Origin of the sequence: Enterobacter sp. GD03975 (assembly GCF_029838645.1) — a bacterium.
GTDB classification, from domain to species: Bacteria; Pseudomonadota; Gammaproteobacteria; order Enterobacterales; family Enterobacteriaceae; genus Enterobacter; species Enterobacter quasihormaechei.
This window is the reverse complement of sequence record NZ_JAOBZC010000001.1, coordinates 353,617-376,538: the sequence shown is the minus strand read 5'-3', so window position 1 is coordinate 376,538 and position 22,922 is coordinate 353,617. Positions and strand designations below refer to the sequence as shown.

Annotated in this window: 25 protein-coding genes; 13 read left to right on the top strand and 12 right to left on the bottom strand. The window is 54.0% G+C overall.

The window, feature by feature from the left end:
• The first annotated feature begins 70 nt into the window (after positions 1 to 70).
• A complete protein-coding gene (gene rluB / locus N5C09_RS01720; protein ID WP_003856794.1) occupies positions 71 to 946 on the top strand; it encodes a 23S rRNA pseudouridine(2605) synthase RluB in 876 nt (291 codons plus the stop codon).
• Between the two features lie 34 nt (positions 947 to 980).
• On the opposite strand, the gene cobO is transcribed toward rluB, so the two are convergent.
• Together cobO and N5C09_RS01710 are read right to left on the bottom strand one after the other, a co-directional pair.
• Positions 981 to 1,571 carry a cob(I)yrinic acid a,c-diamide adenosyltransferase gene (gene cobO, locus N5C09_RS01715; protein ID WP_279748327.1) on the bottom strand — a complete coding sequence of 197 codons (591 nt, stop codon included), beginning with the start codon at positions 1,569 to 1,571 and terminating at the stop codon, positions 981 to 983.
• Complete coding sequence (locus tag N5C09_RS01710; RefSeq protein ID WP_112791786.1) at positions 1,568 to 2,329, bottom strand: YciK family oxidoreductase; 762 nt, start codon at positions 2,327 to 2,329, stop codon at positions 1,568 to 1,570. The genes cobO and N5C09_RS01710 overlap by 4 nt, the downstream gene beginning before the upstream one ends.
• Before the next feature lie 251 nt (positions 2,330 to 2,580).
• Between N5C09_RS01710 and sohB the strand changes: the two genes are divergently transcribed.
• Positions 2,581 to 3,627, top strand: coding sequence for a protease SohB (sohB, locus tag N5C09_RS01705; protein ID WP_279748326.1), 1,047 nt, complete (start codon positions 2,581 to 2,583; stop codon positions 3,625 to 3,627).
• Positions 3,628 to 3,663: 36 nt separating this feature from the next.
• Here the strand turns inward: sohB and N5C09_RS01700 are convergent, their stop codons facing one another.
• Complete coding sequence (locus N5C09_RS01700) at positions 3,664 to 3,915, bottom strand: YciN family protein (RefSeq protein ID WP_063452272.1); 252 nt, start codon at positions 3,913 to 3,915, stop codon at positions 3,664 to 3,666.
• A 398-nt stretch (positions 3,916 to 4,313) separates the two neighbouring features.
• Between N5C09_RS01700 and topA the strand changes: the two genes are divergently transcribed.
• The 6 genes from topA (at position 4,314) to acnA (ending at position 11,799) form a co-directional block, all read left to right on the top strand.
• Positions 4,314 to 6,911, top strand: a complete 2,598-nt coding sequence (topA, locus tag N5C09_RS01695; protein ID WP_063866559.1) for a type I DNA topoisomerase — start codon at positions 4,314 to 4,316, stop codon at positions 6,909 to 6,911.
• Positions 6,912 to 7,097: 186 nt separating this feature from the next.
• Positions 7,098 to 8,072, top strand: a complete 975-nt coding sequence (gene cysB / locus N5C09_RS01690; RefSeq protein ID WP_006810844.1) for an HTH-type transcriptional regulator CysB — start codon at positions 7,098 to 7,100, stop codon at positions 8,070 to 8,072.
• Positions 8,073 to 8,408: 336 nt separating this feature from the next.
• On the top strand, positions 8,409 to 8,549 hold the full coding sequence (locus tag N5C09_RS01685) for a YmiA family putative membrane protein (protein ID WP_216636322.1): 141 nt from the start codon (positions 8,409 to 8,411) through the stop codon (positions 8,547 to 8,549).
• A 2-nt stretch (positions 8,550 to 8,551) separates the two neighbouring features.
• The gene (locus tag N5C09_RS01680; protein ID WP_063866560.1) at positions 8,552 to 8,722 is read left to right on the top strand and encodes a hypothetical protein; all 171 of its coding nucleotides are present in this window, start codon (positions 8,552 to 8,554) and stop codon (positions 8,720 to 8,722) included.
• A 134-nt stretch (positions 8,723 to 8,856) separates the two neighbouring features.
• Complete coding sequence (gene ymiC / locus N5C09_RS01675) at positions 8,857 to 8,958, top strand: small membrane protein YmiC (protein WP_063452276.1); 102 nt, start codon at positions 8,857 to 8,859, stop codon at positions 8,956 to 8,958.
• 165 nt (positions 8,959 to 9,123) lie between these two features.
• Complete coding sequence (gene acnA / locus N5C09_RS01670; protein WP_107535473.1) at positions 9,124 to 11,799, top strand: aconitate hydratase AcnA; 2,676 nt, start codon at positions 9,124 to 9,126, stop codon at positions 11,797 to 11,799.
• Positions 11,800 to 11,836: 37 nt separating this feature from the next.
• Here the strand turns inward: acnA and ribA are convergent, their stop codons facing one another.
• Positions 11,837 to 12,427 carry a GTP cyclohydrolase II gene (ribA, locus tag N5C09_RS01665; RefSeq protein WP_013096372.1) on the bottom strand — a complete coding sequence of 197 codons (591 nt, stop codon included), beginning with the start codon at positions 12,425 to 12,427 and terminating at the stop codon, positions 11,837 to 11,839.
• A gap of 197 nt (positions 12,428 to 12,624) precedes the next feature.
• Between ribA and pgpB the strand changes: the two genes are divergently transcribed.
• The 5 genes from pgpB to yciH all read left to right on the top strand — a co-directional run bounded on the left by pgpB (position 12,625) and on the right by yciH (position 16,274).
• On the top strand, positions 12,625 to 13,392 hold the full coding sequence (pgpB, locus tag N5C09_RS01660) for a phosphatidylglycerophosphatase B (RefSeq protein ID WP_279748325.1): 768 nt from the start codon (positions 12,625 to 12,627) through the stop codon (positions 13,390 to 13,392).
• A gap of 148 nt (positions 13,393 to 13,540) precedes the next feature.
• On the top strand, positions 13,541 to 13,849 hold the full coding sequence (locus N5C09_RS01655) for a LapA family protein (protein WP_006810839.1): 309 nt from the start codon (positions 13,541 to 13,543) through the stop codon (positions 13,847 to 13,849).
• Positions 13,850 to 13,855: 6 nt separating this feature from the next.
• A complete protein-coding gene (lapB, locus tag N5C09_RS01650; protein ID WP_063452279.1) occupies positions 13,856 to 15,025 on the top strand; it encodes a lipopolysaccharide assembly protein LapB in 1,170 nt (389 codons plus the stop codon).
• Positions 15,026 to 15,210: 185 nt separating this feature from the next.
• The gene (pyrF, locus tag N5C09_RS01645; protein ID WP_063866563.1) at positions 15,211 to 15,948 is read left to right on the top strand and encodes an orotidine-5'-phosphate decarboxylase; all 738 of its coding nucleotides are present in this window, start codon (positions 15,211 to 15,213) and stop codon (positions 15,946 to 15,948) included.
• Positions 15,948 to 16,274 (top strand): stress response translation initiation inhibitor YciH, encoded by a 327-nt coding sequence (gene yciH / locus N5C09_RS01640; RefSeq protein WP_063866564.1) that lies wholly within the window; start codon positions 15,948 to 15,950, stop codon positions 16,272 to 16,274. The genes pyrF and yciH overlap by 1 nt, the downstream gene beginning before the upstream one ends.
• A gap of 103 nt (positions 16,275 to 16,377) precedes the next feature.
• On the opposite strand, the gene osmB is transcribed toward yciH, so the two are convergent.
• The 8 genes from osmB to N5C09_RS01600 all read right to left on the bottom strand — a co-directional run bounded on the left by osmB (position 16,378) and on the right by N5C09_RS01600 (position 22,886).
• Entirely contained in the window at positions 16,378 to 16,596 is a 219-nt protein-coding gene (gene osmB, locus N5C09_RS01635; protein WP_017384212.1) for an osmotically-inducible lipoprotein OsmB, read from the bottom strand.
• A gap of 262 nt (positions 16,597 to 16,858) precedes the next feature.
• Entirely contained in the window at positions 16,859 to 17,611 is a 753-nt protein-coding gene (locus N5C09_RS01630) for a DNA-binding transcriptional regulator YciT (RefSeq protein ID WP_279748324.1), read from the bottom strand.
• 37 nt (positions 17,612 to 17,648) lie between these two features.
• Positions 17,649 to 17,831 (bottom strand): hypothetical protein, encoded by a 183-nt coding sequence (locus N5C09_RS01625; protein ID WP_063867062.1) that lies wholly within the window; start codon positions 17,829 to 17,831, stop codon positions 17,649 to 17,651.
• Positions 17,832 to 18,024: 193 nt separating this feature from the next.
• Entirely contained in the window at positions 18,025 to 18,147 is a 123-nt protein-coding gene (locus tag N5C09_RS01620; RefSeq protein WP_279748323.1) for a hypothetical protein, read from the bottom strand.
• 110 nt (positions 18,148 to 18,257) lie between these two features.
• Entirely contained in the window at positions 18,258 to 20,192 is a 1,935-nt protein-coding gene (locus N5C09_RS01615) for an exoribonuclease II (protein WP_063866567.1), read from the bottom strand.
• Between the two features lie 88 nt (positions 20,193 to 20,280).
• Positions 20,281 to 21,267 (bottom strand): CMD domain-containing protein, encoded by a 987-nt coding sequence (locus N5C09_RS01610; protein WP_279748322.1) that lies wholly within the window; start codon positions 21,265 to 21,267, stop codon positions 20,281 to 20,283.
• A 153-nt stretch (positions 21,268 to 21,420) separates the two neighbouring features.
• Positions 21,421 to 22,209 carry an enoyl-ACP reductase FabI gene (gene fabI / locus N5C09_RS01605; RefSeq protein ID WP_003856831.1) on the bottom strand — a complete coding sequence of 263 codons (789 nt, stop codon included), beginning with the start codon at positions 22,207 to 22,209 and terminating at the stop codon, positions 21,421 to 21,423.
• Between the two features lie 260 nt (positions 22,210 to 22,469).
• Complete coding sequence (locus tag N5C09_RS01600) at positions 22,470 to 22,886, bottom strand: RidA family protein (protein WP_279748321.1); 417 nt, start codon at positions 22,884 to 22,886, stop codon at positions 22,470 to 22,472.
• Positions 22,887 to 22,922 lie beyond the last annotated feature (36 nt).

Below are 22,922 nucleotides of genomic sequence, written 5' to 3'. Positions count from 1 at the left end.
ATCAAAGCAGGGCGCTGCCCTGTTTTTGACCTGATTCGACGCCTGTGAAGGCGACACCTGAGGAAGCTCAATGAGCGAGAAGTTACAGAAAGTGCTGGCGCGCGCCGGCCACGGTTCGCGCCGTGAAATCGAAGCCATTATTGAAGCAGGCCGCGTGAGCGTGGACGGCAAAATTGCCACGCTCGGCGACCGCGTAGAAATCGTACCGGGGCTGAAGATCCGCATTGACGGCCATCTTATCTCCGTGAAAGAGTCTGCTGAACAGATCTGTCGCGTACTGGCTTACTACAAGCCGGAAGGCGAACTGTGTACCCGCAACGATCCGGAAGGCCGCCCGACGGTGTTTGACCGTCTGCCTAAACTGCGTGGCGCCCGCTGGATTGCCGTGGGGCGTCTGGACGTGAACACCTGCGGCCTGCTGCTGTTCACCACCGATGGTGAACTGGCAAACCGCCTGATGCACCCGAGTCGTGAAGTGGAGCGTGAATACGCCGTGCGCGTCTTCGGCCAGGTTGATGAGAACAAACTGCGCGATCTGTCGCGTGGCGTTCAGCTTGAAGACGGCCCTGCGGCGTTCAAAACCATCAAGTTTACCGGTGGTGAAGGTATTAACCAGTGGTACAACGTAACTCTGACAGAAGGACGTAACCGCGAGGTTCGTCGTCTGTGGGAAGCGGTAGGCGTACAGGTGAGCCGACTGATCCGCGTTCGCTATGGCGACATTCTCCTGCCTAAGGGCCTGCCACGCGGTGGGTATACCGAACTGGATCTGACGCAGACCAACTACCTGCGCGATTTGGTTGGCCTGACGCCAGAAACCACCTCGAAAGTGGCGGTGGAAAAAGATCGTCGTCGCATGAAGGCAAATCAGATCCGCCGTGCGGTGAAGCGTCACAGCCAGGTCAGCAGCAATCGCCGCTCTGGCAGCCGCAATAACAACGGCTAATCGAAAAGCCCGGTAAAGATACCGGGCTTTTTCTTTAGTAATCAATCCCTATCTGCGCTTTGATACCCGCATCGAACGCATGCTTAACCGGACGCAGCTCGCTGACGGTATCTGCAATCTCCAGAATATCCCGATGACACCCGCGCCCCGTGACGATCGCCGTCTGGTGTGCAGGACGATTCCTGAGCGCCTCCAGCACGGCTTCCAGCGGCAGGTAGTCATAGGCCACCATATAGGTGATCTCATCCAGCAACACCATATTCAGCGTCGGGTCAGAGAGCATTCTTTTGGCATGTTCCCAGACGGCGAGGCAGGCTGCGGTATCCGTTTCCCGGTTCTGGGTATCCCAGGTGAAACCGGTCGCCATAACCTTGAACTCAACGCCATGCGGTTCGAGTAGATTACGCTCGCCGTTGGGCCATTCCCCCTTGATAAACTGGATCACGCCCACTTTCTGCCCATGACCAACGGCGCGGGTGGCGGTACCGAAGGCGGCTGTGGTTTTGCCTTTGCCGTTACCGGTGAACACGATGAGGATCCCGCGTTCGTCCTGGGCGGCGGCCACACGTGCGTCAACCTGTTCTTTCAGACGCTGCTGGCGCTGCTGATGACGGTCTTCACTCATTGCGATATCCCCGGTTTGCGGCCTGGCTGGGCATCGAAGGTCATACCGGTTTTGCGACGGCTGTCGTCACCCATCAGCCACAGGTAAAGGGGCATGATATCGGCCGGGGTTTTAAGCTTCTGCGGATCTTCTGTCGGGAACGCGCTGGCACGCATTTTGGTGCGCGTACCGCCAGGGTTAATGCAGTTAACCCGCAAAGGGCGGTTTTGATACTCTTCAGCCAGCACCTGCATCATTCCTTCGGTGGCAAATTTTGAGGCTGCGTAAGCTCCCCAGTTCGCACGGCCCTGACGACCTACGCTCGAGGAGGTAAACACCAGCGAGCCGGAATCTGATTTGAGTAATAAAGGAAGCAAGGCCTGGGTGAGGAAAAACGTCCCGTTGACGTTAACCTGCATCACCTGCTGCCAAATCTCCGGATCCTGTTCATCCATCGGGCGCACTTCGCCCAGCAATCCCGCGTTGTGCAGCACGCCGTCAAGACGGGGATAATGCGTGCTGATGCGCTGGGCAAGGGCCTGACATGACGCTGGCGTGCAGGTCAGCAGATCGAGCGTATACCAGGGCGTGGGCGTACCGCCGGCGTCTTCGATTTCACGGGCAACGGATTTTAGCTTTTCTTCATTACGTCCCAGCAGAATAAGGCTCGCACCGTATTCAGAATAGGTCAGCGCCGCTTCGCGACCAATCCCGTCGCTGGCACCGGTAACCAGAATGATGCGATTCTGTAGAAGGTTTTTTTGTGGCTGATAATGCACGGTGGCTCCTCAGGCGCATTGAGCGTGACTTGCACCTTTATTTATGACTTTTCGGCTTTATGCCCGAAACAGCGTCAGAATTCAATCAGTCTACAGGACAGAACGCTGGGAAATTAACAATTTGCAAAGATTTAAACCAGAACAGGGGGATTCCTGAAGCCGCCTCGCAGAGGTAATGTCCAGAGCGAGACGCCCGCGCAGGGCTGTTGTACACTGGCGTGAAAGATTCGTGGTTAAATCAAGGTGGACGCGTGGAATTACTTTCTCAATATGGGTTGTTTTTGGCGAAAATCGCGACGGTGGTTATTGCTATCGCGGTGATTGCCGCTCTGATTGTCAACCTGACGCAGCGTAAGCGTCAGCGTGGTGAGTTACGCATTACCCGCCTGAGCGAGCAGTATAAAGAGATGCAGGAGGAGATGTCTCTGGCGCTGCTTGACGATCATCAACAGAAGCTGTGGCTAAAAGCCCAGAAGAAAAAACATAAGCAGGAAGCCAAAGCGGCGAAGGCGAAAGCGAAGCTCGCCGCGCCGCAGGCTGATGCAAAGCCGCGCGTCTATGTGCTCGATTTTAAAGGCAGCATGGACGCGCATGAAGTCTCCTCTTTGCGCGAAGAAGTGACGGCGGTACTGGCCGTGGCGACACCGCAGGATCAGGTTGTAGTACGCCTTGAAAGCCCCGGCGGCGTCGTGCATGGGTATGGACTGGCGGCGTCGCAGTTACAGCGTCTGCGTGATAAACAGATCCCGCTCACCGTAGCGGTAGATAAAGTCGCGGCGAGCGGCGGTTACATGATGGCGTGCGTGGCGGATAAAATCGTCGCAGCACCTTTTTCAATTATCGGCTCGATTGGCGTGGTCGCGCAGATCCCTAACTTCAATCGTTTCCTGAAAAACAAAGAGATCGATATCGAACTGCATACGGCGGGTCAGTACAAACGTACGCTCACGCTGCTCGGCGAGAACACCGAAGAGGGACGGCAGAAGTTCCGGGAAGATCTGAACGAAACCCACCATCTGTTCAAAGATTTCGTGCACCGCATGCGCCCAACGCTGGACATTGAGCAGGTAGCTACGGGCGAACACTGGTACGGCACGCAGGCGCAGGAGAAAGGGCTGGTGGACGAAGTGGGTACCAGCGACGATCTCCTGATAAACCTGATGGAAGGCCGTGAGCTGGTGGGGGTGCGCTTCACCCGTCGTAAGCGCCTCCTCGACCGTTTTACCAATAGTGCGGCAGAAAGCGCGGATCGCCTGCTGCTGCGCTGGTTGCAGCGCGGACAAAAGCCGTTGCTCTAAAGAAAAACGCGAGGCATATGCCTCGCGTTTTTACTTTTAATCGACCAGGTGATACTTCTCTGAGAGAGCATGCGCCAGGTATTTAAACATGTTAAATACGGCGGTGCTTTTCGGGGTTGGCAACCCTTGTTCATCAAGGAAATATTCACCGCTGAACACCAGCACGCCATTACGCTGTTCCACGCCAGTCGCTTCGATCCCCGCCAGGGTGTCTTCATGGTCGCGAATGAGTTTGTTTGCTTCGATAAGCAGAGAAGCTCGGTCAATGGGTTGGGTCGTTTTCTGCATATTCCACTCCTTAAACAGTGACAATAGTCTACGCCTGGGTCGCTTCAGGGGCAAATTTTCCCTGTTATCCGAGGGGATAAGGAAAGGGGATTGGCTGGCGGGAATTGCTTTTGCATGCTAATAAAGTTGCGTAACGAATTTTATCAGGTACAGTGTGCGCTTTCGTCATTCTGGCAACAGAATTGCTTGACATTCGACCGGGAATTCGTCACGAATGAGCTTTGATGTGAGAAAAATACCCGAAAACTCAATGACCTGGATGTCGCCATTCTGACGTTCGGTAAGACATAGGGGTTGATATCCCCTGTCGACGTCGCAATATCAATGGCTCGTCGTCAGCGGAAGGGAAATCAACGTGCGGCGTATTCCTGGAAGAATTAAATTAGGTAAAGGTGAATATGGGTAAAGCTCTCGTCATCGTTGAGTCCCCGGCAAAAGCCAAAACGATCAATAAATATCTGGGCAATGACTACGTGGTTAAGTCCAGCGTTGGTCACATTCGCGATTTGCCGACCAGTGGCTCAGCCAGCAAAAAGAGCGCAGACTCTACCTCCACCAAAGGGGCTAAAAAGCCTAAAAAGGATGAACGTAGCGCGCTTGTCAACCGCATGGGTGTTAACCCATGGCACAACTGGGATGCACAATACGAAGTGCTGCCAGGCAAAGAAAAAGTCGTTAACGAGCTGAAGCAGCTTGCTGAAAAAGCAGACCACATTTATCTCGCAACCGACCTTGACCGCGAAGGGGAGGCCATCGCATGGCACCTGCGGGAAGTGATCGGGGGTGATGACAAACGCTACAGCCGCGTAGTGTTTAACGAAATTACAAAGAATGCGATTCGTCAGGCGTTTGAAAAGCCGGGTGAACTGAATATCGACCGCGTCAACGCTCAGCAGGCGCGTCGCTTTATGGACCGCGTTGTAGGCTACATGGTCTCGCCTCTGCTGTGGAAAAAGGTCGCGCGCGGCCTGTCTGCGGGGCGCGTGCAGTCCGTGGCCGTTCGTCTGGTTGTTGAGCGCGAACGCGAAATCAAAGCGTTCGTCCCGGAAGAGTTCTGGGAAGTGGATGCCAACGTCACCACGCCGGGCGGCGATGCGCTGCCGTTGCAGGTGAGCCACCACAACGACAAGCCGTTCCGTCCTGAAAATCGCGACCAGACCATGGCCGCCGTGGCGCTGCTGGAAAAAGCACGTTATCAGGTTCTGGATCGTGAAGACAAACCGACCAGCAGCAAGCCTGGCGCACCGTTTATCACGTCAACGCTCCAGCAGGCGGCAAGCACGCGTCTGGGTTACGGCGTTAAGAAAACCATGATGATGGCCCAGCGTTTGTATGAAGCGGGTTACATTACCTACATGCGTACTGACTCCACCAACCTGAGCCAGGACGCTGTCAGCATGGTGCGCGGCTATATTGAGGATAACTTCGGTAAGAAATACCTGCCGGACAGTCCTAATCAGTACGCCAGCAAAGAGAACTCTCAGGAAGCGCACGAAGCGATTCGTCCTTCTGACGTTTCCGTCCTGGCCGAATCACTGAAGGATATGGAAGCGGACGCGCAGAAGCTGTATCAGCTGATCTGGCGCCAGTTCGTGGCCTGCCAGATGACGCCAGCGAAATACGACTCCACCACGCTGACCGTTGGTGCGGGTGATTTCCGCCTGAAAGCGCGCGGTCGTATCCTGCGCTTCGACGGCTGGACAAAAGTGATGCCTGCGCTGCGCAAAGGTGATGAAGACAGAACGCTGCCTTCCGTCAACAAAGGGGACGAGCTGTCGCTGGTCGATCTGGTCCCGGCTCAGCACTTCACCAAGCCGCCTGCGCGTTTTAGCGAAGCATCGCTGGTAAAAGAGCTGGAAAAACGCGGCATCGGTCGCCCGTCTACCTATGCGTCAATCATTTCGACCATTCAGGATCGTGGATACGTTCGCGTTGAGAACCGTCGTTTCTATGCTGAAAAAATGGGTGAGATTGTCACCGACCGTCTGGAAGCTAACTTCCGTGAGCTGATGAACTATGACTTCACCGCACAGATGGAAGACAGCCTCGATGAGGTTGCCAGCCATAAGGCCGAGTGGAAGAAAGTTCTCGACAGCTTCTTCAGCGATTTTACCAGCCAGCTTGAGAAAGCTGAAAAAGATCCTGAAGAAGGCGGCATGCTGCCTAACCAGATGGTGCTCACCAGCATCGACTGCCCAACCTGTGGCCGTAAAATGGGGATCCGTACTGCAACAACGGGCGTATTCCTCGGTTGTTCTGGTTATGCACTTTCTCCAAAAGAGCGCTGCAAAACCACCATCAACCTCGTGCCGGAGAACGAAGTTCTCAACGTGCTGGAAGGGGACGATGCGGAAACCAACGCGCTGCGCGCCAAACGCCGCTGTAAGAAATGCGGCACGGCGATGGACAGCTATCTGATCGATCCGAAACGTAAGCTGCACGTTTGCGGTAATAACCCGACCTGCGACGGTTATGAGATCGAAGAAGGCGAGTTCCGCATTAAGGGCTATGACGGTCCGGTCGTTGAGTGTGAGAAATGTGGTTCCGAAATGCACCTGAAAATGGGACGCTTCGGTAAGTACATGGCATGTACCAACGACGACTGTAAAAACACGCGTAAGATCCTGCGTAACGGTGAAGTTGCGCCGCCGAAAGAAGATCCGGTTCCGCTTCCGGAACTGCCGTGCGAGAAGTCAGACGCCTATTTCGTCCTGCGTGACGGCGCTGCCGGGGTGTTCCTGGCCGCTAACACCTTCCCGAAATCGCGCGAGACTCGTGCGCCGCTGGTCGAAGAGCTGTACCGCTTCCGCGACCGTCTGCCGGAGAAACTGCGTTACCTGGCCGATGCGCCACAGCAGGATCCGGAAGGCAACAAAACCGTGGTGCGTTTCAGCCGTAAAACGAAGCAGCAGTACGTGGCGGCAGAAAAAGAGGGTAAAGCAACCGGCTGGTCAGCCTTCTTTGTCGACGGTAAATGGGTTGAAGGCAAAAAATAATCATCTCTTACCGTAACTTACCTGTGAAAGGGCCGGATCTCCGGCCCTTTTTTATTACCTCGTTATTATTTTTTGTTCCGTACTATACAGCCTGGCTATAAATGATATAGTGGTTATAGTTAACCCGTTTCTTATTATTAAATCGTCTTAAGCGATTGTCGCGTGCGTTAAATCGGATGGTCTGGCATGAAATTACAGCAGCTTCGCTATATCGTTGAGGTCGTTAATCACAACCTTAATGTCTCTTCCACCGCAGAAGGCCTTTATACCTCGCAGCCCGGCATCAGCAAGCAGGTGCGTATGCTGGAGGATGAGCTGGGTATTCAGATATTTGCCCGCAGCGGTAAGCACCTGACGCAGGTCACGCCGGCAGGACAGGAAATTATCCGCATCGCGCGGGAAGTGCTTTCCAAAGTTGATGCCATTAAATCCGTCGCAGGGGAACACACCTGGCCGGATAAAGGCTCACTGTATATTGCCACCACGCACACCCAGGCGCGTTACGCGCTTCCCGGGGTGATTAAAGGTTTCATTGAACGCTATCCCCGCGTTTCCCTGCATATGCATCAGGGATCGCCGACACAAATTGCCGAGGCCGTGTCCAAAGGTAATGCCGATTTTGCCATCGCGACGGAAGCCCTTCATCTGTACGATGACCTGGTTATGTTGCCGTGCTACCACTGGAACCGCTCCATTGTGGTGACCCCTGACCATCCGCTGGCGGGGAAGGGCGAAGTGACAATAGAAGAGCTGGCGCAATACCCACTGGTGACCTATACGTTCGGTTTTACGGGCCGTTCTGAGCTGGACACCGCTTTTAACCGCGCCGGATTAACGCCTCGGATTGTCTTCACCGCGACGGACGCGGACGTCATAAAAACCTACGTGCGTCTGGGCCTGGGTGTGGGGGTTATTGCCAGCATGGCGGTGGATCCTGTCTCAGACCCGGATCTGGTGCGTCTGGACGCGCATGATATTTTCAGCCACAGCACCACCAAGATTGGTTTTCGTCGCAGCACGTTCCTGCGCAGCTATATGTATGATTTTATTCAACGCTTCGCGCCCCATTTAACGCGTGATGTGGTAGATACGGCCGTAGCGTTACGCTCCAACGAAGATATCGAAGAGATGTTTAAAGACATCAAACTTCCCGCCAAATAATCACATCCGGTATCTTTCTCTTGCGGAAAGATACCGCCATTTCTCTTTAAGCTAAATTAGAATTAACCTCATTTGCGCCGACTGTCATATATCGTCATAACCCATTTGATGATTGGGGTTTTACTGTCGCAAATTTGCGACAAAAGTAGAAACTAATTTACAGGTGTGCAAATTATTCCTTTCAATTATTTATTTCCGGTCAAAAGATTGAATTTTTCCCAGGCCCAGATGCGTAAATTCACTGGCTTTTCGGCTAAAGTTTCTTTAGGATTTATCTCATCAGATGATTACTTGTGCCAATTGTTTGGTCTCTAAATGATAAGCGATGTCGATTGTATGAGGTTAGCAATGCCGTCAGGAAGTGAAGAACCGCAAAGGGATCCCGCACTTAAGCGTAAAGCCTGGCTGGCGGTCTTTCTTGGCTCTGCCCTGTTCTGGGTGGTGGTTGCTCTCCTTGTCTGGAAATTCTGGGGTTGAATATGGTCATGACGGTGCGTACGGAAGTGCGAAAAGAGATATGTCAGCTTCGTGACAATGCTCACAAAGCGCGCAAGGTGCCAGCAACCAGCGTGCCAGCCTCCTGGAAACTGACGCCACAGCAGCAGGCCTTTATTGATGTGTTCGCGGAAGACGAGCCCAAAAAACAATAATTTTGCTTTTTGCGTAACGATGCAAATAGTCTGAATAAAGACTGTGCGCTTTTGTACTCTTTAATAAATACACATCAGCAATATAGATCGAGGGCAGACCTCGGAACCTCAAATAATTAAAGACTGGTGTCCCTATGACAAATAACATGACAACCGTAAAATACTGGTCATGGCTCGGCGTATTCTCAGCGTCGATCCTCTTCTGGTGTCAGCTTATCTGGCTGGCTCTCCACTAAATCGTAAAACCTCGCCACGGCGGGGTTTTTTGTTTTATCCCTCGCGTTGGACCATTCCGAAATTTATCAATTTGGGTTGTTATCAAAACGTTACGACATCTTTGTGTTATCTTTAATTACAGCCCTGATGATTGTCAGGACATCCCTGTTTTTAAGGAGGAGCTTATGTCGTTAACCCTACGCGAAGCCAGTAAGGACACGTTACAGGCGGAAAATAAAACCTGGCACTACTACAGCTTACCGCTGGCTGCCAGGACGCTTGGGGACATTTCGCGGTTGCCCAAGTCGTTGAAAGTCTTACTGGAAAACCTCTTACGCTGGCAGGATGGCGACTCGGTTACCGAGGAGGATATCCAGGCTCTGGCAGGGTGGCTAAAGAATGCACATGCAGACAGAGAAATTGCCTATCGCCCGGCCAGGGTGCTGATGCAGGATTTTACCGGCGTGCCGGCGGTTGTGGATTTGGCCGCCATGCGTGAAGCCGTCAAGCGTCTCGGGGGCGATACCGCTAAGGTTAATCCACTCTCCCCGGTAGACCTCGTCATCGACCACTCCGTCACCGTCGACCACTTTGGTGACGACGATGCGTTCGGCGAAAACGTCCGTCTGGAAATGGAACGTAACCATGAACGCTACGTATTCCTTAAATGGGGTCAGCAGGCGTTCAGCCGCTTCAGCGTCGTTCCACCGGGCACCGGAATTTGCCACCAGGTGAACCTGGAATATCTTGGTAAAGCCGTCTGGAGTGAATTGCAGGATAAGGCGTGGGTTGCGTACCCGGATACGCTGGTGGGCACCGACTCTCACACGACCATGATTAACGGCCTCGGCGTACTGGGTTGGGGTGTGGGCGGTATCGAAGCGGAAGCGGCCATGCTTGGCCAGCCGGTATCGATGCTCATTCCCGATGTAGTGGGCTTTAAGCTCACCGGTAAGCTGTCCGAAGGCATTACCGCCACGGATCTGGTCCTGACGGTCACCCAGATGCTGCGTAAGCATGGCGTGGTAGGCAAATTCGTTGAATTTTATGGTGATGGTCTGGATTCTCTGCCGCTGGCGGACCGCGCCACCATCGCCAATATGGCACCGGAATATGGCGCAACCTGCGGCTTTTTCCCGATTGATAGCGTAACGCTTGAGTATATGCGTCTCAGCGGTCGCAGCGAGGAGCAGGTTGCCCTCGTCGAGGCTTACACTAAAGCGCAGGGCATGTGGCGTAACCCGGGCGACGAGCCGGTATTTACCAGTACGCTGGAGCTGGATATGGGCACCGTTGAGGCAAGCCTCGCAGGGCCGAAACGTCCTCAGGACCGCGTCGCGCTGAGCAACGTACCGAAAGCTTTTGCCGCCAGCAATGAGCTGGAGGTTAATGCCGCGCAAAAAGATCACCGTCCGGTGGACTACGTGCTCAACGGGCATCAGTATCAGCTCCCTGACGGCGCCGTGGTAATCGCCGCTATTACCTCCTGTACCAACACGTCTAACCCCAGCGTGCTAATGGCCGCCGGGCTGCTGGCGAAAAAGGCGGTCGAGCTGGGGCTTAAGCCACAGCCGTGGGTGAAAGCGTCTCTGGCGCCGGGCTCGAAAGTGGTGTCTGATTATCTGGCGCAGGCCAGACTCACACCTTATCTCGACGAGCTGGGCTTTAACCTGGTGGGCTATGGCTGTACCACCTGTATCGGTAACTCGGGTCCACTGCCTGAACCTATTGAAGTGGCGATCAAGCAGGGGGATTTGACCGTTGGCGCGGTGCTTTCCGGTAACCGAAACTTTGAAGGGCGTATTCATCCGCTAGTGAAGACCAACTGGCTGGCCTCGCCGCCGCTGGTTGTGGCTTACGCTCTGGCCGGAAACATGAACATTAACCTGGCGACCGATCCAATTGGTCACGATCGCAAGAATGAACCGGTCTATCTGAAAGACATCTGGCCATCATCGCGTGAAATTGCGCGTGCGGTCGAAAAAGTCTCCACCGAGATGTTCCGCAAAGAGTATGCGGAAGTGTTTGAAGGGACGCCGGAGTGGAAAACGATCGACGTGGTGGGTTCTGATACCTATGACTGGCAGGATGATTCCACCTATATCCGCCTGTCGCCATTCTTCGATGAGATGCTGGCAGAGCCCGCACCGTTGAAGGATATTCAGGGTGCGCGGATCCTGGCGATGCTGGGGGACTCCGTCACGACAGACCATATCTCCCCGGCGGGAAGCATCAAGGCGGATAGCCCTGCGGGACGTTATCTGCAAAGCCGGGGCGTGGAGCGACGTGATTTTAACTCCTACGGCTCGCGTCGCGGTAACCACGAAGTGATGATGCGCGGGACTTTTGCCAACATCCGCATTCGTAATGAAATGGTGCCGGGCGTGGAAGGGGGCATGACGCGCCACCTGCCGGATACGGAGGTCATTTCAATTTATGACGCTGCCGTGAAGTATCAGCAGGAGGGGACGCCGCTGGCCGTGATTGCCGGGAAAGAGTACGGCTCCGGCTCCAGCCGCGACTGGGCTGCGAAAGGTCCGCGTCTGCTGGGGGTTCGCGTGGTTATTGCCGAATCCTTTGAGCGTATTCACCGTTCAAACCTGATCGGGATGGGGATCCTGCCGCTTGAGTTTCCGCAGGGCGTGACGCGTAAAACGCTGGGGCTGACCGGGGAAGAGCAGATTGATATCAGCGGTCTGCAAAATCTGCAACCGGGTAAAACGGTGCCCGTGAAGTTAACGCGCGCAGACGGTCGAACGGAGGTGCTGGAGTGCCGGTGTCGCATTGATACCGCAACAGAACTGACCTATTACCAGAACGACGGCATTTTGCATTACGTGATTCGTAAGATGCTGGACTGATAAAACTCGCCCGGCAGACGTGCCGGGCGTTTTGCGATTACTCGCTCAGAAGATGGCCCATTTTGGCGGCTTTGGTATCGAGGTAGTGCGCGTTTTTCGGGTTGCGGCCAACAATCAGCGGCACGCGTTCAACGATGTTAATACCCGCTTCAGTAAGGATCTCTACTTTTTTCGGGTTGTTGGTCAACAGACGCACTTCGTCCACGCCCAGCAGCTTGAACATATCCGCGCACAGGGTGAAATCGCGCTCATCAGCAGCAAAGCCAAGCTGATGGTTGGCTTCGACCGTATCGTAGCCCTGATCCTGCAACGCATAGGCGCGGATTTTATTCAGCAGCCCGATATTGCGTCCTTCCTGGCGGTGATACAGCAGTACGCCACGACCTTCCTCTGCGATATGAGAAAGGGCGGCTTCGAGCTGGAAACCGCAGTCACAGCGCAGGCTGAACAGCGCGTCACCGGTCAGACACTCTGAATGAACGCGAGACAGTACCGGCGTCTGTCCTGAAATGTCACCGTATACGAGCGCGACGTGATCTTGTCCGGTTGCCAGTTCTTCAAAACCCACCATCAGGAAATCGCCCCATGGGGTTGGCAGTTTGGCTTCTGCCACACGTTTAAGCTGCATGTGATTCTCCAGAGAAGGCTGACACGTTTCGTGTCTGTGCCCCATTTTGCTTTCTGTATTCGCCTATTTTGCCACAAGCCCGGCAACTTCACCTAATCACCACCACGCTATACGAACGTTAAACGCACGATCCGACATATCCACCAGAATGATGAAATTCAGTTATGATTGTGGTGCTTAGTCAAAAAGGAGAGGACATGCTTTCAATTGCCAGACGTACGGCCGCCGGCGCCGCCGTATTGCTAGTTGTACCCCTTGTCGTTTGGTTCTCCGGCTGGATGTGGCAGCCTGGACATAACGAGACATGGCTGAAAGCCTTATACTGGATAACCGAAACGGTTACCCAGCCGTGGGGGATTATTACGCATGTGCTGCTCTGTGCATGGTTTCTGTGGTGCCTGCGCTTTCGCCTTCGCGCGGCGCTGGTGCTGTTTGCCATTCTCGGTGGCGCCATTCTTGTGGGGCAGGGTGTGAAGTCATGGGTGAAGGATCGCGTGCAGGAGCCCCGTCCCTTTGTTGTCTGGCTGGAAAAAACGCACCATATTCCGGTAGATGAGTTCTACACTTTAAAGCGTAAGGATCGCGGGGCGTTGGTGAAAGAACAGCTTGCGGAACAGCAGGATATCCCGGCCTTTTTACGCAAACACTGGCAAAAAGAGACCGGCTTTGCCTTTCCTTCTGGTCATACAATGTTTGCTGCCAGCTGGGCGTTACTCGGCGTGGGGCTTCTGTGGCCGCGTCGGCGTACCCTCACGATTGCGATTTTGCTTGTCTGGGCGACAGGCGTAATGGGCAGCCGAATGCTGCTCGGGATGCACTGGCCGCGCGATTTGGTGGTGGCAACGCTGATCTCGTGGATACTGGTGACGCTGGCGACATGGCTTGCACAACGTTTTTGTGGACCACTGACGCCGCCGCCGCAAGAGGAGCAAGAAATAGCCGAAAGGGAGTCTGGCGGAACCTGAAGGTTGATATTCCGCAATTTGACCATAAATCCATGAAGGGCGCGTCACTTTTTCCATTTCGCGCCCGCCACTAAAATGGTAGCTTATAAGGCTGATTGCAGTGAGTTGAACACGCTTTATACGCTCGAACCACATAACGGGAAGTCATGTGAAATATTTACTCATTTTCTTACTGGTACTGGCGATTTTTGTCATTTCAGTCACATTGGGCGCGCAAAACGATCAACAGGTCAGTTTCAACTATCTGCTGGCGCAGGGCGAGTACCGGGTGTCGAGCCTGCTGGCCGTGTTGTTCGCAGCGGGTTTTGTCATTGGCTGGCTCGTATGCGGCCTGTTCTGGCTTAAGGTTCGTGTTTCTCTTGTTCGCGCTGAACGTAAAATTAAACGACTTGAACATCAACTTACGCCTGCGACTGACATTCCGGCGAGCTCTGGTGTGCCGGTAGTCAAGGAATAATCGAATATGCTGGAGTTGTTGTTTCTGCTTTTGCCTGTCGCCGCAGCCTATGGCTGGTATATGGGCCGCAGAAGCGCGCAACAAACAAAACAGGATGAAGCAAACCGACTCTCCCGTGACTACGTTGCGGGGGTGAACTTCCTGCTGAGCAATCAGCAGGATAAAGCGGTCGATCTGTTCCTCGACATGCTCAAAGAGGATACCGGCACCGTAGAGGCGCATCTCACCCTGGGAAACCTGTTCCGCTCGCGCGGAGAGGTTGACCGTGCCATCCGTATCCACCAGACCCTGATGGAAAGCGCGTCGTTGACCTATGAGCAACGGTTGCTGGCCGTGCAGCAGTTGGGCAGAGATTACATGGCGGCGGGGCTTTACGATCGCGCTGAAGACATGTTCTCCCAGCTGGTGGATGAGACCGATTTCCGTATCGGTGCGCTTCAGCAGCTTCTGCAAATCTACCAGGCTACCAGCGACTGGCAAAAAGCGATTGATACCGCAGAACGGCTGGTCAAACTCGGCAAAGACAAACAGCGCGTCGAAATTGCCCACTTTTACTGCGAGCTGGCCCTTCAGCAAATGGGTAGCGATGACATGGATAAAGCCATGGCATTGCTTAAGAAAGGCGCCGCGGCCGATCGCAACAGCGCCCGCATCTCGATCATGATGGGGCGGGTCTTTATGGCAAACGGTGATTACGCTAAAGCGGTTGAAAGCCTGCTTCGCGTTATCGATCAGGACAAAGAGCTGGTCAGCGAAACGCTGGAAATGCTGCAAACCTGCTATCAGCAGTTAGGTAAGCAGGATGAATGGGTTGCGTTTTTGCGCCGCTGCGTTGAAGAGAACACCGGGGCTACCGCCGAGCTGATGCTGTCCGACGTCGTCGAACAGCACGAAGGGAGTGATACCGCCCAGGTGTATATTACCCGTCAGTTGCAGCGCCATCCGACGATGCGCGTCTTCCACAAGCTGATGGATTACCACCTTAACGATGCAGAAGAAGGCCGCGCTAAAGAGAGTCTGATGGTGCTGCGAGACATGGTGGGCGAGCAGGTGCGGAGTAAACCGCGCTATCGCTGCCAGAAATGTGGCTTTACCGCTTACTCGCTCTACTGGCATTGTCCTTCATGCCGTGCGTGGTCCACCATTAAGCCAATCCGTGGTCTGGACGGGCAGTGATTTTTTTAAAACACCTTATTTTAGTTACAACATACTAATGGGTACATTCATTCCGTCAGCACCGTGCGGTCTGTGGTTCAGCAGGAAAAGCATTCGATTCTGTTCATTTATGCCGATGGCAGGTAGAATGCACGCCGTTTATCTGTTTCGCGCCGCTGTGCGCCCATAGACGAAAAGGGCTGGTCATGACGTCTGTTACTTCCTCCACTTCCCGCGTAGTTACCGATTCTCCCGTTGTTGTTGCTCTGGATTACAATAACCGTGACGCCGCACTGGCCTTTGTTGATGGTATTGATCCCCGTGATTGCCGTCTGAAAGTCGGCAAAGAGATGTTTACGCTGTTCGGCCCGCAAATCGTTCGCGATCTGCACCAGCGTGGTTTCGACGTTTTCCTCGACCTGAAATTTCACGATATTCCTAATACTACTGCGCACGCCGTTGCTGCGGCGGCTGAACTGGGAGTGTGGATGGTTAACGTTCATGCTTCCGGCGGGGCACGGATGATGACAGCGGCGCGCGAAGCGCTGATGCCGTTTGGCAATGACGCACCGCTTCTGATCGCCGTCACCGTCCTGACCAGTATGGATGAATCCGACCTGCGCGACCTGGGTGTGACGTTGTCACCTGCCGAACATGCGGAGCGTCTCGCTCGCCTCACGCAACAGTGTGGCCTTGATGGGGTGGTCTGTTCCGCTCAGGAGGCGGTTCGCTTCAAAACTGAGTTAGGCCGCGACTTTAAGCTGGTGACGCCGGGTATTCGTCCGGCGGGCAGTGAGTCAGGAGATCAGCGACGCATCATGACGCCAGAGCAGGCGCTGAGCGCGGGCGTAGACTATATGGTGATTGGTCGCCCGGTGACGCAATCTGCTCATCCGGCAGAGACCCTGAAAGCGATTAATGCATCACTGAAAAAGGGGGCATAATGCGTGACGCCAACAGTCGTCTGGTCTATTCAACGGATACCGGGCGCATCGAAGAGCCAAAAGAGAAAGCGGAACGCCCGAAAGGCGATGGCATCGTGCGGATCCAGCGCCAGACCAGCGGCAGAAAGGGCAAAGGCGTTTGCCTGGTCACCGGCGTCGATCTGGATGATGCAGAGCTGGTAAAACTCGCCGCTGAGCTTAAAAAGAAATGCGGATGCGGTGGGGCAGTGAAAGACGGCATTATTGAAATTCAGGGCGATAAACGCGATTTAATTAAATCGCTGCTGGAAGCCAAAGGCATGAAAGTCAAACTGGCGGGCGGCTAAAATAAATGAGCCACGGACATTGCCGTGGCTCTTTTTTTACGTGCGTAAGTCAGACCTGAAAATACAAAATATATTATTATACCGGTGAGAACCGTTATGGTGATTATTTGCCCACCTGGTGACCGATAACACCACCTACGGCAGCACCACCTAAAGTACCCAGCGTACTACCATCCGTTAACACTGCACCACCAAGCGCACCAGCACCGGCACCAATTGCGGTGTTACGGTCACGTTTAGACCAGTTAGAGCAGGCGCTCAGGGACATTGCTACAGTGATTGCCAGAACAGCGGCGGCTAATTTTTTGCTGGTAAAGGTCATAATACTTTCTCCTGAATTATCGATTCACGGAAAGGAATGCATATTAAGTATAGACAATATTCATACCTAAATTCTGTTTCCGTGAAAGCTGGTCGCGCAGGCGTTTCATCATCACGCAGGTGATAGTCACTTCCTGTTATATCGCTAATATTAATTTTACGTATTTAGAAAGGTTTCAACAGGTAAAAACTCTTAAAGGAGGGATCGGAATAATCTCAGAGAAAGGTTTAAGTGCGCCCTTTATTCGGGCGCAGCAGGATAATCAGGCCGTTTTTTTCACAATATCGACAGTCAGGCCGTCCTGTTCTAATTGCTGGCGGTATTCCTCGCGCAAACGCTCATCCGTAATTACGCGGCTGAAGCGCGAAGCAGGCCCCATCGTATACGGGTGTACGGCGCCAAACTTAGAGCTGTCGGTCAGCACAATTGCTTCACACTCTTTGGCGAGCACGGCGTTAACCACATCGGAGCGCATCATGTCGCGACCGGTAAAACCGGTGTCAGGCTGCCAGCCGTCAATACCAATAAAGGCTTTGCTGAAGTGAACCTGCTGAACGTATTGACGCGTTAAAGGCCCAACCATGCTTTCGCTTTTCTTCTGGTAAATACCGCCCAGCAGGATCACCTCGCAGCGAGTTTCCTTCAACAGGTGGGCGATATAGCTGCTGACGGTGATGATGGTAATGTCTTTTTGATCGGCAAGCGTGCGTGCCAGAAGGGCGTTGCTGCTGCCATTTTCAATAAAGACGGTCTCACCGTTATTCACTAAGGATGCCGCAAACTCCGCAAGCTCCCGCTTGAGCGCATAATTATTCATCATGCGGGTTTCGACGTCGTCACTGTCCAGTGGAACGGCATAACCGTGCGCACGACGCAGGTAGCTCTGTTTTTCCAGAATATTCAGATCCTGACGGATGGTGACTTCAGAAACGCCGGTGGCTTTAGCGAGATCGACAACGCTAACGCGTCCCTGATCGATCACCATCTGCAAAATGATTTGTTGTCGGGAATTCATAGCATCCATTTAAAAGACAAAGGCGGAAAAGACGTGGTTACACTTCCCACGGGGCTTTTGGTTGAGTGGAGTCTGGTGCGTTATCGGCGCCGTTCTCTGCCAGCAGTTCAGACTTGAGGATCTCAAGATTACGGATAGCAGAGTGATAATCACCCGCGACAAGAATATCCAGCACGGTATCGATACGCTGTGCCACGGCTGCTGCATCAATGTTAGACATAAGCTCACCCTGAAGCGAAAAGTTAATATTATCAATGATGCAGAAAATTGATTCAAAAGAGAAGGTAAAAAATGCAATAACCAAATTCGTTAAATGAAAGTGAAAATTTTAACCCCCGCAGGCTGCGGGTTCCAGGGGGGATTAGTGTAAAACGGCGCTAACGGGCATTCCTGGCCTGATAGTGGGTCAACAGTTAATCGTTATCCAGCGCCTTACGCAGGTTGGTATCCAGCCAGAGAAATTCAAACACGCGCTGGTTCATCTCTGGCGAGAACACGCAGAATTTACCCCGACTATTTTCTTTGTCGGTATACATGGCGGTGGGATACTGAAAAGTATGAGTAAAAACGATAATTTTGCGGGAGAGAGTACGGGAGAGAAGTATCGGCCATCCGTTAAGAAGATGACCGATATTCCAGGTGATTATCAGGCGACAGGGCGCGCGATAATGCTGCGGGTTTCCATGCGAACTTCAGCGATGGTGACATCAATCACGTCAGTGACCTTGTAAACCGTTTCGCCTTTAATTTGCACTGTCCCGTTTTCCTGGCTGCAAACCAGCTCGTCGCGAACGGCATGCAGGAACGGGGCAGGGATAAAGGCTACGGCGCCATTATCCACCAGACGTACGCGCATACCGCCTCGGCTGATGTCGATAATTTCAGCCGGGAAACGGGTGTCAGTTCCTGCCTTATCATTCAGGAAGCGCGCGTATAACCAGTCACCGACATCACGCTCCGCCATACGGTTCAGACGGCGACGCTCTGCCATCTGCAACGTCGTATCATCCTGTGGGCGGGCAACGGATTCCCCTTTAACGATCGCTTTCAGCAGACGATGGTTAACCATGTCGCCGTACTTACGGATCGGGGAAGTCCAGGTGGCGTACGCCTCAAGGCCGAGACCAAAGTGCGGGCCTGGCTCGGTGCTGATTTCCGCGAAGGACTGGAAACGGCGAATACGGCTGTCAAGGAACCCTGACGGCTGCGCGTCCAGCTCGCGGCGCAGTTTGCAAAAACCTTGCAGGGTCAGCACTTCCTCAGGATCAACGTGTACGTCATGGGTTTTCAGCAGGGCAGCCAGCGCTTCGGTGTTCGCCGGATCGAACCCGGTGTGCACGTTGTAAATGCCGAAGCCTAATTTGTCGCGCAGCACGCGTGCGGCACAAATGTTGGCGGAAATCATCGCTTCTTCAACGATGCGGTTGGCAATACGGCGTGGCTCAGCGACGATGTTCAGCACTTCGCCTTTTTCACCCAGCACGAAACGGTAGTCAGGGCGATCCTTGAAGACCAGCGCGTGGGTCTGACGCCATTCGCTGCGGCTCAGGCAGACGCGGTGCAGCAGGCGAATTTGCGCGGCAATATTCTCAGAGTCAGGTGTCCAGTTACCGGTGTTCTCCAGCCAGTTGGAGACGTTGTCATAGGCCAGCTTGGCTTTGGATTCGATGGTGGCGGCGAAGAATTCGATATCTTCTTCAATGGTGCCGTCAGCCGCGATGGTCATACGGCACGCCAGTACCGGACGCACTTCATGGGGACGCAGGGAACAGAGGTCGTCGGAAAGCTCGCGCGGCAGCATCGGGATGTTGAAGCCCGGCAGGTAGTTGGTGAACGAACGCACTTTGGCCATCTCGTCCAGCTTGCTGCCTTCGACAATCCATGCGGTAGGGTCGGCGATCGCAACGGTCAGATGCAGTTTACCATCCGCGGCTTCTTCCGCGTACAGCGCGTCGTCCATATCCTCGGTGCTGGCGCTGTCGATGGTGACAAAGTCCAGCCCGGTCAGATCGCGACGCTCCAGTCCCTCGTCCTGCATTTCTGTCGCCACGCCATCCGGCGCCTCTTTTTCCAGGTTATGGCGCGCCAGCGTCACCCACCACGGCACGAAGTGGTCGTCGCCAAAGGTGATGAACTGGGTCAGCTCGGCGTAAAAGCCGCGATCGCCTTTTAACGGATGACGGCGCATCTCAGCAACGGCCCAGTCACCCTCTACAAAATCATGCTCAACGCCACGCGCGGCGCGGCACGGAATAGCCTCTTTCAGGAGAGGATGATCCGGCACGATAGAGAGACGATCGTCTTTTTTATGCACTTTCCCGACAAAGCGGGTCAGGAAAGGCTCGATCAGTGCTTCCGGCTCGGCAGACTCTCGTTCCTTTTCGGTATGAATAACGGCCGAAATGCGGTCGCCATGCATCACTTTCTTCATCTGAGGAGGCGGAATGAAGTAGCTCTTTTGTCCGTCAACTTCCAGAAAGCCAAAGCCCTTTTCCGTGGCTTTTACGACCCCTTCTGCACGCGGCGTCTGGGAATGCAGTTGCTGTTTAAGCTGCGCAAGCAGCGGGTTGTCCTGAAACATAATGTTCTATTTTCGTAGCCATTGAGCGGCTGACAGTTTTACGCGATTCTCACTGCTACAGCAAGCGCTCTTTAGGTAAAGAGTACGGTTATTCCTCTCTGCCGAGCGCCACGCGCAGGCGGTCCAGCCAGCCGTAAAACGCGTGCCGGGTGAGCAAATTAATGGCGATTTCTGGCGGGATACCCGACTCGGTCAGGGGCGTTAACTGGGCGGCGCTAAAGCGATCCGGCGAAGCGGCGAGCAGCGTATGGGCGGCTGAGAGCATCGAAGAGGAGGGGTCTTCGCTTTGCGGATGGTTAACCAGAATGTCGCCCGTCAGATTAAGCAGCATCGGTTCATGGCACAGCACCGGCGTGAGCGCCTGTAGCGCCGGTTCCGCCTGCCAGCGTGAAAGCGCCTCAAGCTGAAGCGCGCTGGCATATTTTAGTTCAACCGCGGGTAGCGTGGCGGCCCATCTGCGGAAGCTGACCGGTAGCGTATGGGGCTGAATGTGGTGTCCGGGCAGCCAGCGTACCGGATGGCCGAGCAGCGCCTGAAACACCGCAACTACGCGTGCCTGAAAACCGATAAAACCGATGATCTGGTTGATAAGCACAATGTCATACGTCGTGAGTCCAACCTCATCAAGGTGGTATTGGGCTTTGTCGTCGATGACATCGGGCGAGCTGGCTAACTGGCGGGCATACTGGGTGATTTCTGCAAGGCGTCGATTGCTTTCCCGGGAAGAGTCGGGGCCCGGAAGGGGGGCGAGCAGCGCCGCGTAGTGGTTACAGAGCCGCTGGACGCCACACGCCTGCGCAACCGTTAAGGCCGTACTCAGCCTGTCGTAGGCGCTAAGCGTATGCAGACGGTTAACAGGAGTATCAAGCGGGAACAGTAGGTTGCAGAGAGCTCGGGCAGGCGTGAGCCAGACAGCGCAGCTTGCGAGGATGTCATCAGGCAGGGCTAAATCGAGCAAAAAACGATCGTCGACGTTAGCGGCTTCAGGCACCAGCGGCAGAACATCCGTCTGCGAATGATTCGACTGGGTTTCATGATACCAGTGGCCTTTGCCGGAAAAACGGCGTTGTTCCATGGGCGTTCCTTGATCTCAAAATGGCGATCAATATCCTGGCGTAAGGCGGATGAGGGGAAAAATATTGTTAGGTGATAACAAATAGCAGAACGGAATAACGACGTGCGGGGAGAGGAGAAAACTCTCTTCCCAGGCGGGAAGAGAGTAACAGGCTTATTTGATTTCCAGCTCGTTCATTGCAGCGATGTTGAAGCCGCCGTCAACGTGAACCACTTCGCCGGAGATACCCGCGGAAAGGTCAGAGCACAGGAATGCCGCAGAGTTACCCACATCTTCAATGGTAACGGTACGACGAATCGGGGTAACCGCTTCGCAGTGTGCCAGCATTTTACGGAAATCTTTGATGCCGGAAGCGGCCAGGGTACGGATTGGACCCGCAGAAATGGCGTTAACACGCACGCCTTCAGGACCCATTGCGTTCGCCATGTAGCGTACGTTGGCTTCCAGAGACGCTTTCGCCAGACCCATCACGTTGTAGTTAGGGATAGCACGTTCTGCGCCCAGGTAGGACAGGGTCAGCAGGGCTGCGCCCGGGTTCAGCATTGCGCGGCAAGATTTTGCCATCGCAACAAAGCTGTAAGAGCTGATGTCGTGCGCGATTTTGAAGCCATCACGGGTAACCGCGTTCACGTAGTCGCCGTCCAGCTGGTCGCCAGGAGCGAAGCCGATGGAGTGAACGAAACCGTCGAATTTCGGCCATGCTTTTGCCAGTTCAGCAAACATGCCATCAATGCTTTCGTCTTGTGCAACGTCACATTCCAGAACAATGCTGGAACCCAGCTGCGCGGCAAATTCTTCAACACGGCCTTTCAGCTTGTCGTTCTGGTAGGTGAACGCCAGCTCAGCGCCTTCGCGATGCATAGCCTGTGCGATGCCGTATGCGATGGACAGTTTGCTGGCAACGCCAGTCACCAGAATGCGCTTACCGGAAAGAAAACCCATAGCTTTAATCCTTATATTCATTGCTTATTTTGCCTTGTAATTCATAGCGTTACAGGCAGTATTTCAAAATCATTCGAAATTAGCTCGAAATTATAGCCCACTCACAGCCCCTTGTGTCACGATATTTCTCGCTTCAGGGCGTTGACTGGGCTCATGGAAGACGTTGAACTGACGCTTCATCAGGCTGTTTCGTGCGTATTCCAGCAGTATATCACCGGGGGCTGGGTTCGCCTCATCCAACCAGAAGCTGGCCTTCACGCTTACAGGGGCGGATATTCATTCGCTGGCGAGGGGATTCGGGCAATAACCTTAATTTCAAAATCAAATCCGGCCAGCCAGTTAACGCCGATAGCCGTCCAGTTGGGGTAAGGAGGCTGCGGAAACGCCCGTTTTTTCGCCTCCATGATGACGGGGAACTGATTTTCCGGATCGGTATGAAACGTCGTGACATCAATCAGATCGTCAAACGTGCATCCTGCGGCGGCCAGAGTCGCCTGTAAATTATCGAATGCGAGCTGCACCTGAGCGGCGAAGTCAGGTTCAGGCGTGCCATCGCTGCGGCTGCCGACCTGACCGGAAACAAATAACAGATCGCCAGAGCGAATGGCAGCCGAATAGCCATGCTCCTCATAAAGGGCATGTCGATTGGCAGGGAAGACAGGATTACGTGGAGGCATGGTATTTCCTTTTCTGTCAGAGGTGTTGTTGTGGTT